17 protein-coding genes are annotated in these 19,119 nt (G+C 33.9%); 8 read left to right on the forward strand and 9 right to left on the reverse strand.

All coding sequences use genetic code 11. The features are described 5' to 3' along the window. Positions 1 to 55: 55 nt before the first annotated feature. From ABD935_RS13865 to ABD935_RS13895, 7 genes are all read left to right on the forward strand, one after another. On the forward strand, positions 56 to 568 hold the full coding sequence (locus tag ABD935_RS13865) for a 3'-5' exonuclease (protein WP_345192937.1): 513 nt from the start codon (positions 56 to 58) through the stop codon (positions 566 to 568). A 391-nt stretch (positions 569 to 959) separates the two neighbouring features. Continuing rightward, positions 960 to 2,048 (forward strand): M42 family metallopeptidase, encoded by a 1,089-nt coding sequence (locus tag ABD935_RS13870; protein WP_345192939.1) that lies wholly within the window; start codon positions 960 to 962, stop codon positions 2,046 to 2,048. A gap of 92 nt (positions 2,049 to 2,140) precedes the next feature. Beyond that, complete coding sequence (locus ABD935_RS13875) at positions 2,141 to 4,294, forward strand: T9SS type B sorting domain-containing protein (RefSeq protein WP_345192942.1); 2,154 nt, start codon at positions 2,141 to 2,143, stop codon at positions 4,292 to 4,294. Between the two features lie 20 nt (positions 4,295 to 4,314). Continuing rightward, positions 4,315 to 4,866: an NUDIX hydrolase gene (locus tag ABD935_RS13880; RefSeq protein ID WP_345192944.1), complete on the forward strand. Its 552-nt coding sequence runs from the start codon at positions 4,315 to 4,317 to the stop codon at positions 4,864 to 4,866. 249 nt (positions 4,867 to 5,115) lie between these two features. Continuing rightward, on the forward strand, positions 5,116 to 5,601 hold the full coding sequence (locus tag ABD935_RS13885) for an acyl-CoA carboxylase biotin carboxyl carrier protein subunit (protein ID WP_345192946.1): 486 nt from the start codon (positions 5,116 to 5,118) through the stop codon (positions 5,599 to 5,601). A 113-nt stretch (positions 5,602 to 5,714) separates the two neighbouring features. Continuing rightward, positions 5,715 to 7,157 (forward strand): acetyl-CoA carboxylase biotin carboxylase subunit, encoded by a 1,443-nt coding sequence (gene accC / locus ABD935_RS13890; protein WP_345192949.1) that lies wholly within the window; start codon positions 5,715 to 5,717, stop codon positions 7,155 to 7,157. 45 nt (positions 7,158 to 7,202) lie between these two features. After that, positions 7,203 to 8,753: an acyl-CoA carboxylase subunit beta gene (locus tag ABD935_RS13895; RefSeq protein WP_345192951.1), complete on the forward strand. Its 1,551-nt coding sequence runs from the start codon at positions 7,203 to 7,205 to the stop codon at positions 8,751 to 8,753. 25 nt (positions 8,754 to 8,778) lie between these two features. Here the strand turns inward: ABD935_RS13895 and ABD935_RS13900 are convergent, their stop codons facing one another. The 4 genes from ABD935_RS13900 to ABD935_RS13915 all read right to left on the reverse strand — a co-directional run bounded on the left by ABD935_RS13900 (position 8,779) and on the right by ABD935_RS13915 (position 11,780). Beyond that, positions 8,779 to 9,420: an acyloxyacyl hydrolase gene (locus ABD935_RS13900; RefSeq protein ID WP_345192953.1), complete on the reverse strand. Its 642-nt coding sequence runs from the start codon at positions 9,418 to 9,420 to the stop codon at positions 8,779 to 8,781. Positions 9,421 to 9,426: 6 nt separating this feature from the next. Then, positions 9,427 to 10,041, reverse strand: a complete 615-nt coding sequence (locus tag ABD935_RS13905; RefSeq protein WP_345192955.1) for a DEAD/DEAH box helicase — start codon at positions 10,039 to 10,041, stop codon at positions 9,427 to 9,429. Between the two features lie 273 nt (positions 10,042 to 10,314). After that, entirely contained in the window at positions 10,315 to 10,893 is a 579-nt protein-coding gene (locus ABD935_RS13910; RefSeq protein WP_345192957.1) for a YceI family protein, read from the reverse strand. 305 nt (positions 10,894 to 11,198) lie between these two features. Beyond that, on the reverse strand, positions 11,199 to 11,780 hold the full coding sequence (locus tag ABD935_RS13915; RefSeq protein WP_345192959.1) for a Crp/Fnr family transcriptional regulator: 582 nt from the start codon (positions 11,778 to 11,780) through the stop codon (positions 11,199 to 11,201). A 99-nt stretch (positions 11,781 to 11,879) separates the two neighbouring features. On the opposite strand from ABD935_RS13915, the gene ABD935_RS13920 reads away from it, so the two are divergent. Continuing rightward, positions 11,880 to 13,085: a multidrug effflux MFS transporter gene (locus ABD935_RS13920; protein ID WP_345192961.1), complete on the forward strand. Its 1,206-nt coding sequence runs from the start codon at positions 11,880 to 11,882 to the stop codon at positions 13,083 to 13,085. A gap of 39 nt (positions 13,086 to 13,124) precedes the next feature. On the opposite strand, the gene ABD935_RS13925 is transcribed toward ABD935_RS13920, so the two are convergent. The 5 genes from ABD935_RS13925 to ABD935_RS13945 form a co-directional block, all read right to left on the reverse strand. After that, on the reverse strand, positions 13,125 to 14,891 hold the full coding sequence (locus ABD935_RS13925; RefSeq protein WP_345192963.1) for an ABC transporter ATP-binding protein: 1,767 nt from the start codon (positions 14,889 to 14,891) through the stop codon (positions 13,125 to 13,127). A gap of 250 nt (positions 14,892 to 15,141) precedes the next feature. Continuing rightward, positions 15,142 to 16,149 carry an NADPH-dependent aldehyde reductase Ahr gene (gene ahr, locus ABD935_RS13930; protein ID WP_345192965.1) on the reverse strand — a complete coding sequence of 336 codons (1,008 nt, stop codon included), beginning with the start codon at positions 16,147 to 16,149 and terminating at the stop codon, positions 15,142 to 15,144. A gap of 86 nt (positions 16,150 to 16,235) precedes the next feature. Then, the gene (locus ABD935_RS13935; protein ID WP_345192967.1) at positions 16,236 to 17,510 is read right to left on the reverse strand and encodes a TRAP transporter large permease; all 1,275 of its coding nucleotides are present in this window, start codon (positions 17,508 to 17,510) and stop codon (positions 16,236 to 16,238) included. Between the two features lie 2 nt (positions 17,511 to 17,512). Then, on the reverse strand, positions 17,513 to 17,980 hold the full coding sequence (locus ABD935_RS13940) for a TRAP transporter small permease (protein ID WP_345192970.1): 468 nt from the start codon (positions 17,978 to 17,980) through the stop codon (positions 17,513 to 17,515). Continuing rightward, positions 17,980 to 18,990: a TRAP transporter substrate-binding protein gene (locus ABD935_RS13945; RefSeq protein ID WP_345192972.1), complete on the reverse strand. Its 1,011-nt coding sequence runs from the start codon at positions 18,988 to 18,990 to the stop codon at positions 17,980 to 17,982. Before ABD935_RS13945 ends, ABD935_RS13940 begins: the two co-directional genes overlap by 1 nt. Positions 18,991 to 19,119 lie beyond the last annotated feature (129 nt).

Below are 19,119 nucleotides of genomic sequence, written 5' to 3' on the forward strand. Positions count from 1 at the left end.
GCTTAGTGCCGAAACAGTTATAATAAAACTGTAACTTTACTCTCAAAACCAAACCATGTCAACCACTTTCGCCGCCATAGACTTCGAGACCGCAAAAGGACACCACATTTGCTCGGTTGGGATTGTAACGTTTAAAGATGGCGTTATTATTGACGAGTTTCATGCCTTAATCCAACCACCAAACAACGACTATAACTGGCACAACCAACAAGTGCATGGTATTACTGAGGACGATACCCGATTTTCTCCAAACTTTAGAGGTGTCTATCCTGAGATTAAAAAACGTATTTCTGGTATGGTTACCGTGGCACACAATGAATCTTTTGACAGAACCGTTTTACTTAAAACGATGAAAGATTATAACATTCCGCAGTCCGATATAATGATGGAAGCGCGTTGGGAATGTACCCTTAAAATTTACCGTAAAAAAGGTTACAAACCCGCTAAGCTAGATGCGTGCTGTAAAGTGCATAATATAGCTTTAAAACATCACGATGCGCTATCTGATGCTCGTGCTTGCGGTAAGTTGTTTTTAATTGCTCAGTATGAGCGGCTGCCTTTGTTTTAGAGTTGATATTCTCAAAATTTGTCATGCTGAACTTATTTTAGCATCTCATAATAATTAGGGTGAGGTTCCTGTTTTTAGAGAAATTTTATTTCATATACTTCCCCACTACTTCTGATGAAGGCTTCCCCAAATTAGATCTGCTTAGTGGCGTAATAGAAATAACAAAACCTATTTTGTAAAGCAATAAATTAAACACCTCTACCCAAGGCTAGGAAGTAGTTCATTAAACAATACCGATAGTTATCGGGACAGCACATAAAAAGATCGAGTAGCGAAATCAAGACCTCCCGATAGCTATCGGGAGTGGTAACACCCAAAAAAAATTAATTAAGAAAGGAATTAAATCATGTCTTAAACAATATATTATTATTTTAGATGAAAATTTTAAAACATGGCAAAAAAGAGCATACTCAACAAAAAGTCGATGGACTTTTTAGAAAAATATTTAAACAACGCAGCGCCTACAGGATACGAATGGACGGGGCAAAAACTATGGATGGATTACTTAAAACCTTATGTAGATGAGTTCATTACAGATACTTATGGCACAGCAGTTGGGGTAATAAATCCAAAAGCAAAATATAAAGTAGTTATTGAAGGGCATGCTGATGAAATTTCGTGGTATGTAAACTATATTTCCGACGATGGTTTAATTTATGTGATTAGAAATGGAGGTAGCGACCACCAAATAGCACCAAGTAAAATAGTAAATATTCATACCAAAAATGGGATTGTAAAAGGCGTTTTTGGTTGGCCCGCTATACATACACGTAATAAAGCTAATGAAGAACCTCCAAAACCTGATAATATTTTTATTGATTGTGGTTGTAAAACAAAAGAAGATGTTGAAAAACTAGGAGTTCATGTTGGTTGTGTTATTACTTATCCTGATGAATTCCATATACTTAATGGCGATAAATTTGTTTGTAGAGCTATAGATAATCGTATGGGTGGTTTTATGATAGCAGAGGTTGCACGATTACTGAAAGAAAACAAAAAAGAATTACCTTTTGGGCTTTACGTTACAAACGCCGTGCAAGAAGAAATTGGTTTACGTGGCGCAGAAATGATTACGCAAACCATTAAACCAAATGTGGCTATTGTTACGGATGTAACACATGATACCACAACACCTATGATTGAAAAGAAAAAAGTAGGGCACTTGGAAATGGGTCTTGGTCCGGTAATAGCTTATGCCCCTGCTGTTCAACAAAAACTACGTGATTTAATTACGGAAACCGCTGAAGCTAAAAAAATTCCTTTTCAACGTTCTGCCTTATCACGAGCTACAGGAACAGATACGGATGCTTTTGCTTATAGCAATGGCGGTGTGGCTTCTGCTTTAATTTCATTGCCGCTTCGTTATATGCATACCACAGTTGAAATGGTGCATAAAGAAGATGTTGAAAATGTAATTAAATTAATTTACGAAACATTATTGAACATAAAAGAAGGTGAAACATTTAGCTATTTTAAGTAAAGAATAAAATTTATACTACTAAATTGAGTCGATATTAAAAAGTCGACTCAATTTAAATATTTATATCATTCAACAAAAAAGAACATAATCTAATGGGGAAATGTTTTATACATATAAATCACCCATTACTTAAACAAACTCTAATAATTCTATTTATATGTTTGTTTGCTTCATCCATAGACACCTACGCTCAAATTCAAAAAGAGTTTTCTCCTCGTTTTAATGGCATGATACATGGCGATTTCACAATGATTGCCAATAATATATTATCGCGAACACCAACAGAAGACTACAATGGTGAAGATGACAACCACACCTTTCCAGATAATGTTTATGTTGATATTGATAATGACGATTCCACATTTAATTCAAGTAGTGCCAATTTTGTTAATCCGCAACCCCAATTAACCTGTTTAACAATTAAAAAAGTCTATTTATATTGGGCGGCGGCCGATAAAGAAAATGAAGCTGGAGAGGACAACCAACCCGATTGGAATTTTAACGATATCAAGTTAATGCTCCCTGGCAAAAACACTTATGAAACATTAACTGCAGACGACGTGCTTTATAGAGGTCGAGACACCCATTTTAGTAATGATCCGTATGTCTGTTTCAAAGACATCACCAATTTAGTAACAAACTTAGATAGCCCTTATGGTAAGTATCAAGTGGCAAATATTGAAGCCAAAACAGGGTTTTTACTTCAACACAACACAGGAAATACAGGAACTTCAGGAGGTTGGCAAATTGTTTATATTTATGAAAGTCCAGAGTTGACATCAAAAAACGTTAGCGTATTTGATGGTTATGCTCATATTACTAGAGATCTTAATAACTATGATATCGGTTTTTCTGGTTTCCGAACAGTCCCAAGTGGCCCTGTTAAAGTAAATACGCTAATTGGATCTTTTGAAGGCGATAGAAGTTTAATTGGAGATCGATTTCAAATTCAGAATACAGCAAATAACTATGTAGATATAAGTACACCGTTAAGAGATCTGAACAATTTTTTCAACAGTAAAATCACTTTAGAAAACACAAATTTCACAAATAGAAACCCTGCCAGTTTAAATACCTTAGGTTTTGATGCTGCTGTATTTTCATTAGATAACACAAATAACAGCATCATAGGAAATAATCAAACATCAGCTTCTATAAGGCTTACATCAAATCAAGAAACCTACGGCTTATTTTTAGTTGGGTTAGCTGTTGAAGTCTGGGCGCCAAATTTATACCCCATAAAACTTAGTTCAAATGCCATAGGAAATATTACAAATACCAGTGAAATCGTAACATTCGATTTTAATTTTTTTAACACAGGAAACGATAATGCTGTTAATGTTGTTCTATCTGAAACCATACCAAAAAACATAGAATTTGTTTCTGCTAATAATTTACCTAATGGAGTTACTTACATGTATGATACAGATACAAGGCTTTTACAGTTTTTTATAGAAGATGGTTTCGTTAATATAGGAGACCCGCCTTTAAATATTAAATTTGAATTAATAATTAAAGATGCCTGTTATTTTCTTGAAGATACCTGCAATTTAGCTTTCGAACTTCAATTTACAGCCACTTATAATGGCGAAGAAAACACAAACCTGGTTACTACCTATAGTTCAATTGAATTGGATGATTGCCAACAAGGAACGCCTTTGCCAATAACCATAAATCAACCAATCGCTTTTTGGGAAACACCTATTGGTAGTTTAGACAGAACCTTATCCATTAACAATCCAAATGATTTAATGAATGCTCAATCTCTAATTCCTACTACTGATATATGCGATTTTGATCTAATAAAAACCTCTGGGGATTTTATTCAAAATAGTGATTGTGATTTCTCTGGAACCTATACCAATACATGGAATTTTATTGATGCCTGTGGACGCACCATTGAAGATTATACTCAAGTTATAACAGTACCTTCAAATCAATTTTTTGATGGCAGCAACCTAACCATATCCAAAGTTGTAACGCCAAACCAAGACCAATGGAACGAATACTTTACGATAGCTGAAATAAAAGATTGTGGATTTATAATTGATTTAAAAATATTTAATCGTTGGGGTGCGTTAATCTATCAATCAGACAATTATCAAAACAACTGGAATGGAACTTCCAATAGCAGTTCCATGGGCATATCAAACAAAGTCCCAACAGGAACTTACTATTATGTTATAACCTTAATTAATAGCGAATTAACCCCAATTGCAGGAACAGTTTATTTAGGAACAAAATAATAAAACTTTAATTTTTAAAGATGGAATATATAGACATCGTTACCAAAGAAGGAAAACAGACAGGAAAATCTGAATTAAAATCGATTATCCATCAAAAAGGGTATTATCATCATACGTCGCATATCTGGTTTTTTACACCAAACAGAGAAATATTATTAGCACAGCGTTCCGTAAAAAAAATAATTTGCCCACTTATGTGGGATGTTTCAGTGGCAGGACATATTGATGCTGGAGAAACCCCGAAACAAGCAGCTATCAGAGAAATAGAAGAAGAAATTGGGCTATCCATTACCGAAAACGATTTACAAAAAATTGGTGTTTTTGAATGTTTTCAGACCTACGAAAATGGAATTCAAGACAACGAATTCCACAATACATTTATCACAGAACTAAAAGTGTCAATTTCAGAATTAAAACCTCAAGAGGAAGAAGTTGAAGCATTAAAACTGATTACTTTTGAAGAATTTGAAACACTCGTAATTAACATAAATAATAAAAACAATCATTTCGTGCCTTCAAACAAAGCGTATTATGAATTGGTCTTGCAAGCGATAAAGAAAACAGTCAGTTAAATGCATGCATTATTGTAGCGTAAGTACATCGCTTTCTATTGGAATACCACTATCCAGAAAAGCCCTTAAAAATCATCATGAATATTCTGATTTTACCATGTGAATATTTATTTAGATATATGATTAATCTCATAAATTAGGATTTCATTTTTCAATAGTTTTATCCAACCCAATTATAATTCAAGTTTCATAAAACAAAAAATAGTATATAAAATTCATATATTTACTACACACTAATTCTAGATCCTCATGGGTAAAATTTTCAAGACCAACGTAAATAATACTTTTGATTTTGAGATTATGAATGATGACATTTTAAATCTTGATGCCGTAAAAACATCAGACTCACACTACCATATTCTTCGAGACAATAAACCCTATAAAGCAGAAATCACTAATGCAGATTTCAACAATAAAACATATCAAGTAAAAATCAATAACAAAACCTATAACACAAATATTTACAATGAGTTAGACTTGCTGATAAAAGAAATGGGGTTTGCTGTTGGAACCACAAAACATATCAACTCAATTAAAGCACCTATGCCAGGTTTAATTCTAGAAATAAATGTGAAAGTTGGTCAAGAAGTAATGGAAGATGCCCCATTGCTAATCCTTGAAGCTATGAAAATGGAGAACATTATTACATCCCCAAGAGATGGTATTATAAAATCTGTTTCTGTAAATAAAGGGGATGCTGTTGAAAAAAATCAATTGCTAATAGAATTCGAGTAAATAATAATTAGCCACGAACACTCTGATGTTACCCAATAAGGACTTCGATTCGTGATTCGTGGCTAAAGAAATAGGATTCCCTCCTCCGAGGGAATGACAAAATTGATTTATTAATGAAAAAAATATTAATAGCAAACCGAGGAGAAATAGCCATTAGAGTCATGAAAACAGCTCAAAAAATGGGTATAAAAACCGTAGCCGTTTTTTCTACCGCTGATAGACATGCGCCTCATGTCAAATTTGCAGACGAAGCGGTTTGTATTGGAGAACCTCCCTCAAACCAATCGTACTTAAGAGGTGATAAAATTATAGAAGCGGCAAAAACACTCCATGTTGATGGTATTCATCCTGGGTATGGGTTCTTAAGCGAAAATGCTTCTTTTGCGGAATTATGCGAAGACAATAACATCATTTTTATTGGTCCGCGATCTAAAGCCATAAGAATAATGGGAAGTAAATTGGCAGCAAAAGATGCTGTTAAGGAATATAACATCCCTATGGTTCCAGGAATTGATGAAGCTATTACAGATGTTGAAAAAGCAAAAATCATTGCCAAAAACATTGGATTCCCAATTCTAATCAAAGCATCTGCTGGAGGCGGCGGTAAAGGGATGCGTGTGGTCGAGAAAGAAAGTGATTTAGAATCTCAAATGAACCGTGCTGTAAGTGAAGCTACTTCAGCATTTGGTGATGGTTCGGTGTTTATTGAAAAGTACGTGAGTTCGCCCCGCCACATAGAAATACAGGTTATGGCAGATAGCCATGGCAATGTATTGCACTTTTTTGAACGCGAATGCAGTATCCAACGTCGCCATCAAAAAGTAGTTGAAGAAGCGCCTTCATGTATTTTAACTCCAGAATTGAGAGCGGAAATGGGAGAAGCTGCTATTAAAGTCGCTAAATCTTGTGATTATTTAGGAGCAGGAACAGTTGAGTTTTTATTAGACGCCAACCATAATTTCTATTTCTTGGAAATGAATACCAGATTACAAGTGGAACACCCCGTTTCTGAATTAATTTCAGGTGTTGATTTAGTTGAGCTTCAAATCAAAGTCGCCCGTGGTGAAGCCCTTCAAATAAAACAAGATGATTTAAAAATTAATGGGCATGCTTTAGAATTGCGTGTTTATGCCGAAGACCCACTAAACGACTTCTTGCCAAGTGTAGGACATCTAGATATTTACAGACTTCCGGTAGGCGAAGGCATTAGAGTGGATAATGGTTTTGAAGAAGACATGGACATTCCCATCTATTACGACCCCATGCTTTCAAAATTAATTACCTACGGAAAAACCCGTGAAGAAGCTATTCAGCTTATGATTAAGGCTATTGACAATTATCATGTTGAAGGCGTACAAACCACACTGCCCTTTGGTAAATATGTATGCGAGCATGAAGCCTTTCGCTCTGGAAATTTTGACACCCATTTTGTAAAGAACTATTATTCGCCTGAGGCTTTGAAATCAGAAACCGAAAACGAAGCTAAAATAGCCGCTTTAATAGCTGTAAAACAATATATAGAAGACCAAAAGTTACTAAGAATACCTAAACAATAATATAAAACCCATGCAACTTTGCGCCTTTGCGTGACAAAAAAAATTATGGATTCGAAACAAGATAAAATAAACAAACTCAATGAACGTATTGCCCTAGCCCATTTAGGTGGTGGACAAAAACGCATTGACAAACAACACGCTAAAAAGAAGTTAACCGCTAGAGAGCGCGTTAATTATTTAATGGATGAAGGTTCTTTTGAAGAAATTGGTGTTCTAGTAACCCATAGAACCACCGATTTTGGAATGGAAAACGAGGTGTATTTTGGCGATGGTGTGATTACTGGTTATGGCACTATAAACAATAGATTAGTTTATATATACGCTCAAGATTTTACGGTTTTTGGTGGTGCTTTATCTGAAACCCATGCGGAAAAAATATGCAAAATCATGGATATGGCTGTGAAAATTGGCGCACCAATTATTGGGTTAAATGATTCCGGTGGTGCACGTATTCAAGAAGGCGTACGTTCCCTTGGAGGGTATGCAGACATCTTTTATAGAAATGTGCAAGCCTCTGGAGTTGTTCCTCAAATTTCAGCCATTATGGGACCTTGTGCTGGTGGCGCTGTATACTCCCCTGCTATGACCGATTTCACTATGATGGTAGAAAACACAAGCTATATGTTTGTTACCGGACCTAACGTTGTAAAAACAGTAACTAATGAAGCCGTAAGTAGTGAAGAATTAGGTGGTGCTTTTACGCACGCATCAAAATCTGGAGTTGCTCACAAAACGTCTGCTAATGATATTGAATGTTTAGAAGACTTAAAGAAACTTTTAAGTTATTTGCCACAAAACAACACTAAAACGACAGAAAAAATTGAATTTGAATCTAAGGATGAGGTTAGGTCTATTTTATCAAATATAGTTCCAGATAATCCAAATAAACCTTACGATATGCATGCCGTTATTTCTGGAATAATTGACGAAAACTCTTTTTACGAAATCCATAAAGATTATGCTGAAAATATTATTGTTGGTTTTGCGCGCTTAGGCGGAAGAAGTGTTGGAATAATAGCAAACCAACCCATGTTTTTGGCGGGGGTTTTAGATGTAAATAGTTCTAAAAAAGCGGCACGCTTTACACGCTTTTGCGATTGTTTTAATATCCCATTGCTAGTATTAGTTGATGTGCCAGGTTTTCTACCAGGAACAGACCAAGAATGGAACGGCATTATTGTACATGGTGCTAAATTATTATATGCGCTAAGCGAAGCCACTGTGCCTAGAGTAACGGTTATTACTAGAAAAGCTTATGGTGGTGCTTATGATGTTATGAACTCCAAACATATTGGTGCTGATTTAAACTACGCATGGCCAGGAGCAGAAATAGCTGTTATGGGAGCAAAAGGTGCTAGTGAAATTATTTTTAGGAAAGAAATTGCAGCTGCAGATAATCCATCTGAAAAATTGGCAGAAAAAGAAGCTGAGTATGCAGAAAAATTTGCGAATCCATACAGGGCAGCAAGACGTGGCTTTATTGATGAAGTGATTTTACCAAAAAACACCAGACGCAAGCTTATCAAAGCCTTTTCAATGCTAGAAAACAAAAAGGTAGATACGCCTAAACGTAAACATGGAAATATTCCTTTGTGAAATTAAAATACTTTTGCCTAGAACCTTATAACTGGTACAACATACCAAACTCCATGTTAATCGTATTATGCCCATTATTTGGTTGTTTCATTTCAAGATTAGAAGTGTGCCTAGCAGAATATCTAAAATCAAATTGAATTTTATTAATGTGATAAGACAAGCCTAAACCAAACATATCTGAAAACGCAAAACCCTTTGCTAATCTTTCAGTTGGCTTGTCTGCAATCATAGGACCTAAACTCCCAATAGCATAAGCGCTTATATTTTTATAAATACAATACCTAGCAATAAAACCACAATTTAAAACATACTCTTTAATAATACGCTTTTGAGTATATAATGCTCTTTTTTCTAAATAATCATCTCCATCCGTTGGTTTAATAAAATGTTCATTTAAAAGCTGGTGTTCTGCAATATTGTAACCTGGTTCTAAATTAATTTCAAAAGCCCATTTTTGCTTTTGTTTTAATGTATAGTTTATCCGCGCTTTATAAAACGTAACATCATGCGTATACGTTTTTAAATCAAAAGGATATTTGTTTTGTGACCCTGTGCCGTAAGTAAAACCTAATTTTAAATGCTCCTTTTTAATTTGTGCGTTTCCAACAAAGGAGTTAGCAATAGAAACCAAAGCGATAAAAAAAGAAAGCGTAAAATTCTGCTTCATTAAAAACTATTTAGATTTAACAACTTGTGCATTATACATAAAAGATTCACGCCAACGTTCAAAACGGCTATCAAACGTAGTAGAAAACACTAAATATTGGCATTTTCCAATACTTTCGGGTGTTCGTGTTACTTCACCCAAATTATTATTTCTAAACAAGAATTCAGCATCTTCAACAATAAACATTTGTAACTTATTCAAATTTATTCCGTTAAGAAAAAAGATTTTATTTAAGCGTTTAGGGGTTGCAATAACGATATCCACACCTACATAAATTTCATCACGTTGTGCATCAATACTTTTTTCATCATAAGCACAGTACACACGTAAATCCGTGCCTCTTAGAAACACATTGAATTCTAATTCTAGATCTAAAGCGGCTTGTTTATCTTTCACAAAAATTAAGGCTCTAGGCGCATCTTCGAAAGCTTCTCCTTTAAGTTTTTGAATCACACTAAGGACTATACTTGTAGTTTTTCCAGAACCTTTGGGCGCTATACAAAACAGACTTGCACCTCCTTTTATTTTTGATAAAATTTGTTTTTGAAATGCTAACGGCTCTTCAAAACCTTTATGTTCCAGTGTGTCTTTTAAAGGTTGAATGAGTTTTTTAAATGGCATATAAATTTCTTAATTTGAAGGCAAATATAGTATTAATACCAATTCTACATTGAAATAACCGCAATAAAACGCCCTTTCTTCCTTTCTACATCAATATAAAAAGAAACGGTAACTATGGCTATGCTTTATTTTTCTATTTCGTATAAAGAAAAAAATCATCATTTTCTTTTACAGTAATTTCAATGCAGAATTGGCATAAAACGATTAACAAAAACTGAAAAACAAAAAGGCGCTCATTTCTGAGCACCTTTTCTAGTTAACAATAACTCGATATTAGAATTCTAAATCTGATACTAAATCAAACTCATCATATATTGCCTTGTCTTTTAGCCCGTCAAAAAAGCTAGTCGACCCATACCTTACATCATATTTAGTTCTATCAATCTTTAAAGTTGCCGTTGCTTTGCTTCCATAAATTGAAATAGTAAAAGCTACAGGGTTTGTTTTTCCTTTAATAGTTAAATCACCTGAAACGGTATAAGCATTTTTATCAGAAGCAGATACATCCGTAAACACTAAAGTTGCTGTTGGATGGTCTGCAATACCAAAAAAGTCATCAGATTTTAAATGACCATCTAATTTATCTTTATAATTGCCTTCTAAATCTGTTGTGTTTATTGTTGTCATATCTATAACAAACTCGCCTCCTGTTAATACATCATTATCAAAATTTAAAAATCCAGATTTTATACCAATCGTTCCTTCATGAGAACCTGTTACTTTATAACCTTTCCAAACTACTTTGCTTTTATCTGTTTTAATTTCTTTTTTATCACCATCAATAACTGTGAAAGAAAATGTTGTAAATACGACTAATGCTACTATTGCTAATTTTTTAATTGTGTTTTTCATTCTTAAATTTATTATTTATTACAATGCAAATATCTAACGGATTAGTGATTAATAAAATAATATAGATTATAAAATAATGTTAATCTAGTTTAACTTTATTGGTCTCAAATGAAATTAAAACTATGTGCTTTAGTGCATTTTACTTTAGCTTCTAAAAATTTTAGCCACGAATTCCACAAATTTGTACGAATCCATTCTTTATTCTAAAATACAATCGCAAATAGTCCTGTTTATAATTTCACGAATGTAACAGACTTTTAGTCTGTTTTAAAAACCTAGGAACTTACAGTCCATAGTTATTTATTTCATTCTAAAAGAAGCTGACCCTTAATTTTACTCAAAAATTCTTTTGTTATACCAAGATAAGAAGCTATCATATATTGTGGAATACGTTGTTCTATTTTTGGGTATTGATTTTTAAAATAAAGGTATCTATCTTTTGCTGAAAGGCTAAAATTTCTAACTAATCGTTTTTGCGAAGCCACAAAGGCCCTTTCTATTATTAGCCTAAAAAAACGTTCTAATTTTGGGATTTCTCTGTATAAATCTTCAATATCATCATAAGAAAACATGATAAATTCTGTATTTTCTATGCACTGTACATTAAAATCTGCCGGGGTTTGGGTAATATAGCTCCCCATATCTGAGGCCCACCAATCTTCAATTGCGAACATTACAATATGCTCCTGTCCTTGTTCATCTACAAAAAACGTTTTGGTACAACCAGAAATCACAAAGCATTCATATTTACAAACATCGCCTTGCTGCACAATGTATTGTCCTTTTAAATATTTTCTATATTTAACTTTTGAAGTTAGGAACGCCTTTTCTTCAACTGTTAAATCAATATGCTTATTTATGTAATCTAAAAGGGGTTGCTTTTTCATTTATATAAATTTATAAGGTATCAAATTTAACAATAATAACATTCTGTTATTAAATGACAAATGGATTTTTAACTTATTTAAATAATCTATTTTTGCACCATGCAAAAACCCCAACACTTTAAATTAGAATTTGTAGCCTTAATGGCCTCACTTATGTCTATTGTGGCCTTATCTATTGATGCTTTATTACCTGCTTTACCAGAAATAGGAAACTTTTTAAAGGTAGCAAACACAACAGATAATCAATTATTGATTACCATGATTTTTCTAGGCTTGGGTTTTGGGCAACTTTTATTTGGGCCACTTTCAGATAGTTTTGGTAGAAAGCCCATTGTTTATATTGGTTTTGTAGTTTTTATTATGGCTAGCATTATTTGTGTTACCACCAAAAGTTTTGAAATGATGATTTTAGGCAGAATACTTCAAGGTATTGGTTTATCATCTCCTAGGAGTTTGGCGCTATCCATGATTAGAGACTCATACAGTGGTGATTATATGGCAAAAATAGTTTCCATTGTAGTTATGTTTTTTATTTTAGTTCCCGTAGTTGCACCGACTCTTGGACAGCTCTTAATAGCCTATTTTAATTGGGAATCCATATTTTATTTTAATCTGATTTTTGGTGTTTTAATCATGTTTTGGTTTTGGAAACGGCAACCAGAAACCTTACCCATTGAAAAAAGGATTAAATTTTCATCCCATCTCTTTATTGATGGTACAAAAGAATTTTTTAAACACAAAGAAGCTGTGGCATTCACTTTTGTATCGGGTTTTATTACTGGGTCTTTTATGGTGTACCTTAGTACTTCGCAACAAATATTTCAAGAGCAATATAACTTAGCAGCAATGTTTCCATACATTTTTGCAAGTTTAGCCATATCAGTTGGGTTAGCAACCTATTTAAATAGTCGTTTAGTTGTTAAATACGGTATGATGCGAATTGCATATTTAGCAAGTATTACCTATGCTTTAATCTCAGTTTTATATGTTCTCATATTTTGGTCTGGAAATAATCCAAGCATATATATACTACTAAGTTTTTTTGCATTGCAGTTTTTTGCTGTTGGTTTTCTCTTCGGAAACTTAAGAGCCATAGCCATGCAACCTCTGGGTCATATTGCAGGTATAGGAGCAGCTATTAACGGATTTATCTCTACGGTTATGGCGGTTCCTATTGCAAACTACATTGGTGGTTTTGTAACTGATTCCGTATTGCCCTTATTTATTGGGTTTTCTATATTTGGAATCATGTCTGTTTTGGTTTTTATTATAATGAGAAAGAAAGTATCACTGGTTAAAACTTAATTGTTTTTCAAAATACGGTATCTTATTTATAAATGCATTTTAAATCTTAGCTTGATACGTGTATAAATCATAATATCTGCCGTTAAAGGCAATCAACTCATCATGCGTACCGCGTTCTACAATATGACCAGCTTCAATAACCAAAATTTGGTCAGCTTTTCTAATGGTACTGAGTCTATGTGCAATAATAATCGTGGTTCTATCTCTAATCAATTCCCCTAAACTTTTCTGAATTAAGGCTTCACTTTCCGTATCTAAACTTGATGTAGCTTCATCTAAAATGATGATTTTTGGATTAGCCAGAATAGCACGAGCAATAGCCAGACGTTGTCGTTGTCCGCCAGATAACTTGACACCTCTTTCTCCAATCAAAGTTTCTAAACCGTCTTCAAACCGATCCGTGAACTCATTTACATAAGCGGCTTTAACAGCATTTTGTAATTCAGCTTCCGTAGCATTTGGTCTAGGGAACATGATATTTTCCTTAATGGTGCCTTCAAACAAAAATTCGTCTTGTAAAACCACACCTAAATATTGGCGGTAACTACTTAACTTCACTTTTGATAAATCTTGATTATCGATAGTGACTTTACCTGATTTAGGATTTAAAAACGTAGCTGATAGCCCTGCAATAGTCGACTTACCAGAACCAGAACTCCCAACTAAAGCTGTAACGGAACCTGCTGGCGCTTTAAAGTTGATATTATGAAGTACCTCTTTCCCTTCTTCGTATGAAAACGATACATCATCAAATTCAATATCACCATTTATAGTTCCTAATTGTACATTTCGTTCTTGGTCATCTTCCTCGGCAGTCATATTCATAAGCTCTTCAGTTCTATCTAAGCCCGCTAAGGCTTCAGTTAACTGACTTCCTATATTGCTCATTTGTACAATTGGCGCAATCATAAAACCAAGTATCAAAGTAAAGAATAAAAACTCTCCGGTAGACATTTCACTTTGCATCATATAATAGCCACCAATGGCCATAATACCTGTGGTCGCCACACCTATCAAAAAAGTAGAAGAACTGGTCATTAAAGCGGTTGCTGTCAAACTCTTTTTTACATTCTGAAATAGTTTATCCACCCCTTTTTCAAACACAATGTTCTCTTGTGCTTCCGCATTAAAAGCTTTTATAACACGAACGCCTGCTAAAGTTTCAGTTAAACGGCCTTTAACTTCAGCATTTATTTTACCACGTTTTCTAAAAATAGGGCGAATGTATTTAAAGGCCCTAAGTGCAATGTATCCGAAAATAGAAAGTGGCACAAACACAAAAAGTGTCATCCATGCATTTAGTTTTATTAAGATAATTAAGGATACAATGGCTGTAAACGAACCGCCCACTAATTGCACTAACCCCGTACCTATAAGGTTTCTAACACCTTCAACATCGGTCATAATTCTTGATACAAGTGCTCCAGATTTGGTGTTGTCAAAAAAGCTAATAGGTAGTGACAATACTTTCTTTTGAACTTGCGCCCTTAGTTCACTAATTAAATATTGTGCTTGTACACTTAATATTCGGGTTAGTAAAAATGATGTAATTGATTGAATCGTAATTGCGCCAATTACGATAGCAATCAAATAATACAATTGTGTAAAATCTTTATTAGGAACAACATCATCCAACAGAACTTTACTTTGCCATGGTAATACTAAACCAGATAAACTGCGAATAACTATGAGTATTAAACCTATAAAAACTAATTTTCGCCTAGGCCAAATAATAGTCTTAAAGGCTTGTGCCATGGTTACTTTTGGCTTTGTTTTATCTTTTGAAGATTCTTTTAGGTGTTGCATATTTATCAAATAGTAAGTCTGTAAAAATACTGATTCTTAATAGGATAAAAAGAAAAACATGAAATTAAAAGACCACTCGTTTTGAGTGGTCTTAAAACTTATTAAAGTATAAAAATATTAAATCCTTTTTGCTTTTTTAGCAAGCTTTGCAGCTTTCTTTTCCTTAGGAGTTAATACTGCTTCTTTTTTAACATTCTTTTTCGCATCCTTAGATTTTGCCATGATTATTTATTTAGTTTTATTAATAAAATTATGCTTTTAGTACTAATCTAAAACGTGCTTTACCTGCTTCCAAATGTTCAAGTGCTTTATTAACATCTTTCATATCAAACTCCTCTACAGTTGGATAAATATCATGTCTTACACAGAAATCTAACATGGTTTTTGTCAAAGCGATACTTCCCAGTGGGCTTCCCCCAACTGATTTTTCTCCAGTCAACAATGTAAATGCAGGAATTGCCATAGGTTCTAAAACCGCTCCAACATTATGAAAACGTCCTTGAGGCGCTAAAGTAACCAAAAAAGAATTCCAATCCAGAGTCACATTAGCTGTGTTTAATATAAAATTTAATGACCCTGCAATATCCCCTAAGGCTTCGGGATTTGTAGAATCTACAACACTATGGGCCCCCATAGCCAATATACTTTCTTTTTTATTTGGGTTAGAACTAAATGCCGTTACCTCGCAGCCCCATGCTTTTAAAAATTTAATAGCCATATGCCCTAGTCCGCCAATACCAATCACGCCTACACGGTCTGTAGCCTTAACGCCTGCTAAAATAATAGGATTAAATACAGTAATACCACCACATAATAATGGCCCTGCTTTTTTCATATCTATGTTTTTGGGTAATGGAATGGTCCAAGACCAGTGACTTCTCACAGTATCTGAAAAACCTTCATGACGGCCAACAATAGTAGCTTCAGCAGTACCACATAAATGTTGCTGTCCGTCTAAACATTGATTACAATGCATACATGAACCAGAATACCATCCTACACCAACTTTATCGCCAATTTTCAACCCTTTTACTTCACTTCCTAAAGCTGTAACTTCACCAACAATTTCATGTCCAGGAACAAGTGGAAATTGACTCATACCCCAATCATTGTTAATCATACTTAAATCTGAATGACAAATACCACAATAATCTACTTTAACGTCTACTTCTTCATTACCAATTTCTGGCAAATCATATTGAAACTCTTTTAATTTTTCTCCTGCTTCAAAGGCAGCATAAGCGTTTACTTTTTTCATGACTGACTTGTTTATGGTTGATAGTAAAGATATTTCTTTTCTGGCAAAATATAAAATTAAAGCCTTTGTTCTTTTTGAGGACACCTCTAATCCATAAACAATTTTGGCAGATACAATGATATTTCAGGAATTAACGTTACCAAAGCAAGTACAACAAGACTGGTAATTAAAAATGGAACTCCTGCTTTACTAACTTTACCAATGGAGACTTTACCGATGCTTGCCGATACAAAAAGACAAACTCCTAATGGTGGCGTAGTTAAACCAATCATTAAATTTAATAGGGCTATTACGGCAAAATGAATGGGATCTACATCAACAGCTAGTGCCACTTTTAACAGGATTGGGAATAATATTAGAAGGGCTGCTATAGTTTCCATAAAGGTGCCGACAAATATTAATAAAATATTTATTAATAGCAGTACCACATATTTATTGTTGGAGAAATTTAAGATTTCTGAAGATACTAATTGTGGCAATTGTTCAGTTATTAAAATCCATCCAAATAGATTTGCGAAACCAATAAGCACCATAAGTGATGCCGATGTTTTCATAGAATCTAAAACAATAACTTGAATATTCTTAAAGTTGAGTTTTTTATAAACAAATACACCTATTAATAAAGCGTATATAACTGCTATAATTGAAGCCTCGGTTGGCGTAAATACTCCGCCTACTATACCGAATAAAATGATGAAGGTCATTAGTAAAGACCAAAACGTATCTTTAAACCCTATCATTATTTGCTTGAAACTACTTTTTGGATGCTTTGGATATTTCTTTTTTCTGGCGATAAAATATGTGACTCCCATAAGCCCGAAGCCTAATAAAAACCCTGGTATTGCCCCAGCAAGAAACAATCTCCCAACCGATAAACCACTTAAAGTAGCTGCAATAATCATGGGTACACTTGGAGGTATTATAGGACCTACAGTTGATGAAGCAGCTGTTATAGCACATGAGAAATCAGCATCATACCCTTCTTTTTTCATAGCAGGAATCATTACAGAACCAATACTTGCTGTATCTGAAATAGCCGTTCCAGAAATGCCTGCAAAAAGCATAGAAGCCCCAATATTGGCTAAGGCTAATCCACCTCTAATGTGTCCGGTAAGATGATTACAAAACGTTATGATTTTTGCTGTTAACCCGCCTTGATTCATTAAACTACCAGCCAAAATAAATCCTGGGACACTAAGCAACACGAAAACATCTATACCCGAGTACATTTTCATAGGAATCACAATTAATGGAATACCCTTGAAAAGTAGATAAACTAAACATGAAAATCCTAACGAAAATGCAATTGGAAATCTGAATATTAAACAGGTAATAAATACAAGTATCAATATCCAAATCATAATTAATGTTTAAGTTTTTTGATTGATTTTAATAAATCCCAAATAGCGTAGACAGTTATAAAAGCTCCCATAATAACCATAGAAGCAAAAGCTATAGCCATGGAAACTCCCAAACTAGGAGAATGTTCTATAATACCAACTTTTACAAATTGAATGGCATAAACCGTTAATATTAAAAATAAAACGATTGTGAACAGCGATACAATAATTGACAAAATGTTCTGTTGCCGAATACTCATTTTATTATAAATCACATCAAAATGAACATAATAACCACCTTTCATAGCTAAACCTGCTGCAAAACTCATAGCATAAATAAAGAAAAATCGGGCTGCTTCTTCTGTCCATGAAGGGGCGCTATCCATAAAAAATCTGGCATAAATTTGAATGAGTGTAACCGCAATAAAGCAAAAACTACTAATTAAAGTACCGTATTTCAGAAATCTACCAACACCTTTTTTTAGGTTCATTACTCTCTAAGTTTTAAAATATCATTATATACTTTTTGCATTTCTGGAGACAGACTTTTATAAATAGATGCTCTTGCTGCATCACCAAAAGCGTCTTTATCCACTTCAATAAAAGTCATTCCTTCATTTTCTAAATGATTTTGAATTTGTCTTTCGCTTTCCAAAAAAAGTTTGTGTTCATATTTTACCATGTCTTCAACTGCCTTAAGAAAGATTATTTTTAAATCATCTGGAAACGCTTGAAATTGTTTCTCTCCTATTACGGGATACGTCCAACTTACCACATGAGCCGTAAGATTAACATATTTTTGAACTTCGTAAAAACCTGCCGCCTTAATTATAGCAAATCCGTTTTCTTGAGCTTCGACTGTTCCTTGTTGTAATGACGTAAAAACCTCAGAAAACGCCATAGGTGTTGGTTTAGCACCTAGAGCTTCCCAAGCTATAACAAATGAGGGCACATTAGGCACTCTAACAATAAGACCGTTTAAATCATCTGGATGTTTTATAGGTTTATTTGACGTTAAATGTCTTGGGCCACCAGGGAATTGTCCTAAAGGGCGTAATCCAATTTGGTTAATCATCTCCTGTTCCATACGTTTACCGATATCACTTTCAATAAGAACCCGCATATCTGTAGAATCTCTTAACAAAAAAGGCAATTCACAAAACGTAAGTATCTCAACCCAATTGCTTAGTGGTGAGCCTGTTGTAGTCATATCAATGACTCCAGCTCTAATTAATCGAATAGCTTCAATTTCTTTAGCTAATTGTTCAGAATGGTAATTATCAAGTATAATTCTACCATCCGTTCTTTCTTCTAAAATTTCAGAAAAATACTCAAACGCTTTAAACCAAGTGTGGCTTTCGTTTACTAAAAGACTTGCTCTTAAATGAAACTCTGGGTCTTTCTTCTTTTCACATCCAAAAAAGAAAATCAACACTAAAACCAACATAAAAATGTTCGTAATTCTTCTTAAGCAAAATGGTATTTGATGGTTGTATTTCAATTAATAATGGTCTATTTTAAAAATAACTCCGAAGATATAAAAAAATGTTCAAAAACTTAATAGATATTAAATCAGATAAAGTTAATAGCTAGGTTCTAATTTATTATTTTTATACCTCAAATTAATTCA

Origin of the sequence: Algibacter agarivorans, from assembly GCF_039543245.1 — a bacterium.
In the GTDB taxonomy this organism is placed as follows: Bacteria; Bacteroidota; Bacteroidia; order Flavobacteriales; family Flavobacteriaceae; genus Algibacter_G; species Algibacter_G agarivorans.

Bases quoted from the DNA above. Each gene is read 5' to 3' on its own strand.
- ABD935_RS13865 (WP_345192937.1), top strand. From the start codon at position 56: ATGTCAACCACTTTCGCCGCCATAGACTTCGAGACCGCAAAAGGACAC.
- ABD935_RS13870 (WP_345192939.1), top strand. From the start codon at position 960: ATGGCAAAAAAGAGCATACTCAACAAAAAGTCGATGGACTTTTTAGAA.
- ABD935_RS13875 (WP_345192942.1), top strand. From the start codon at position 2,141: ATGGGGAAATGTTTTATACATATAAATCACCCATTACTTAAACAAACT.
- ABD935_RS13880 (WP_345192944.1), top strand. From the start codon at position 4,315: ATGGAATATATAGACATCGTTACCAAAGAAGGAAAACAGACAGGAAAA.
- ABD935_RS13885 (WP_345192946.1), top strand. From the start codon at position 5,116: ATGGGTAAAATTTTCAAGACCAACGTAAATAATACTTTTGATTTTGAG.
- accC (WP_345192949.1), top strand. From the start codon at position 5,715: ATGAAAAAAATATTAATAGCAAACCGAGGAGAAATAGCCATTAGAGTC.
- ABD935_RS13895 (WP_345192951.1), top strand. From the start codon at position 7,203: ATGGATTCGAAACAAGATAAAATAAACAAACTCAATGAACGTATTGCC.
- ABD935_RS13900 (WP_345192953.1), bottom strand. From the start codon at position 9,420: ATGAAGCAGAATTTTACGCTTTCTTTTTTTATCGCTTTGGTTTCTATT.
- ABD935_RS13905 (WP_345192955.1), bottom strand. From the start codon at position 10,041: ATGCCATTTAAAAAACTCATTCAACCTTTAAAAGACACACTGGAACAT.
- ABD935_RS13910 (WP_345192957.1), bottom strand. From the start codon at position 10,893: ATGAAAAACACAATTAAAAAATTAGCAATAGTAGCATTAGTCGTATTT.
- ABD935_RS13915 (WP_345192959.1), bottom strand. From the start codon at position 11,780: ATGAAAAAGCAACCCCTTTTAGATTACATAAATAAGCATATTGATTTA.
- ABD935_RS13920 (WP_345192961.1), top strand. From the start codon at position 11,880: ATGCAAAAACCCCAACACTTTAAATTAGAATTTGTAGCCTTAATGGCC.
- ABD935_RS13925 (WP_345192963.1), bottom strand. From the start codon at position 14,891: ATGCAACACCTAAAAGAATCTTCAAAAGATAAAACAAAGCCAAAAGTA.
- ahr (WP_345192965.1), bottom strand. From the start codon at position 16,149: ATGAAAAAAGTAAACGCTTATGCTGCCTTTGAAGCAGGAGAAAAATTA.
- ABD935_RS13935 (WP_345192967.1), bottom strand. From the start codon at position 17,510: ATGATTTGGATATTGATACTTGTATTTATTACCTGTTTAATATTCAGA.
- ABD935_RS13940 (WP_345192970.1), bottom strand. From the start codon at position 17,980: ATGAACCTAAAAAAAGGTGTTGGTAGATTTCTGAAATACGGTACTTTA.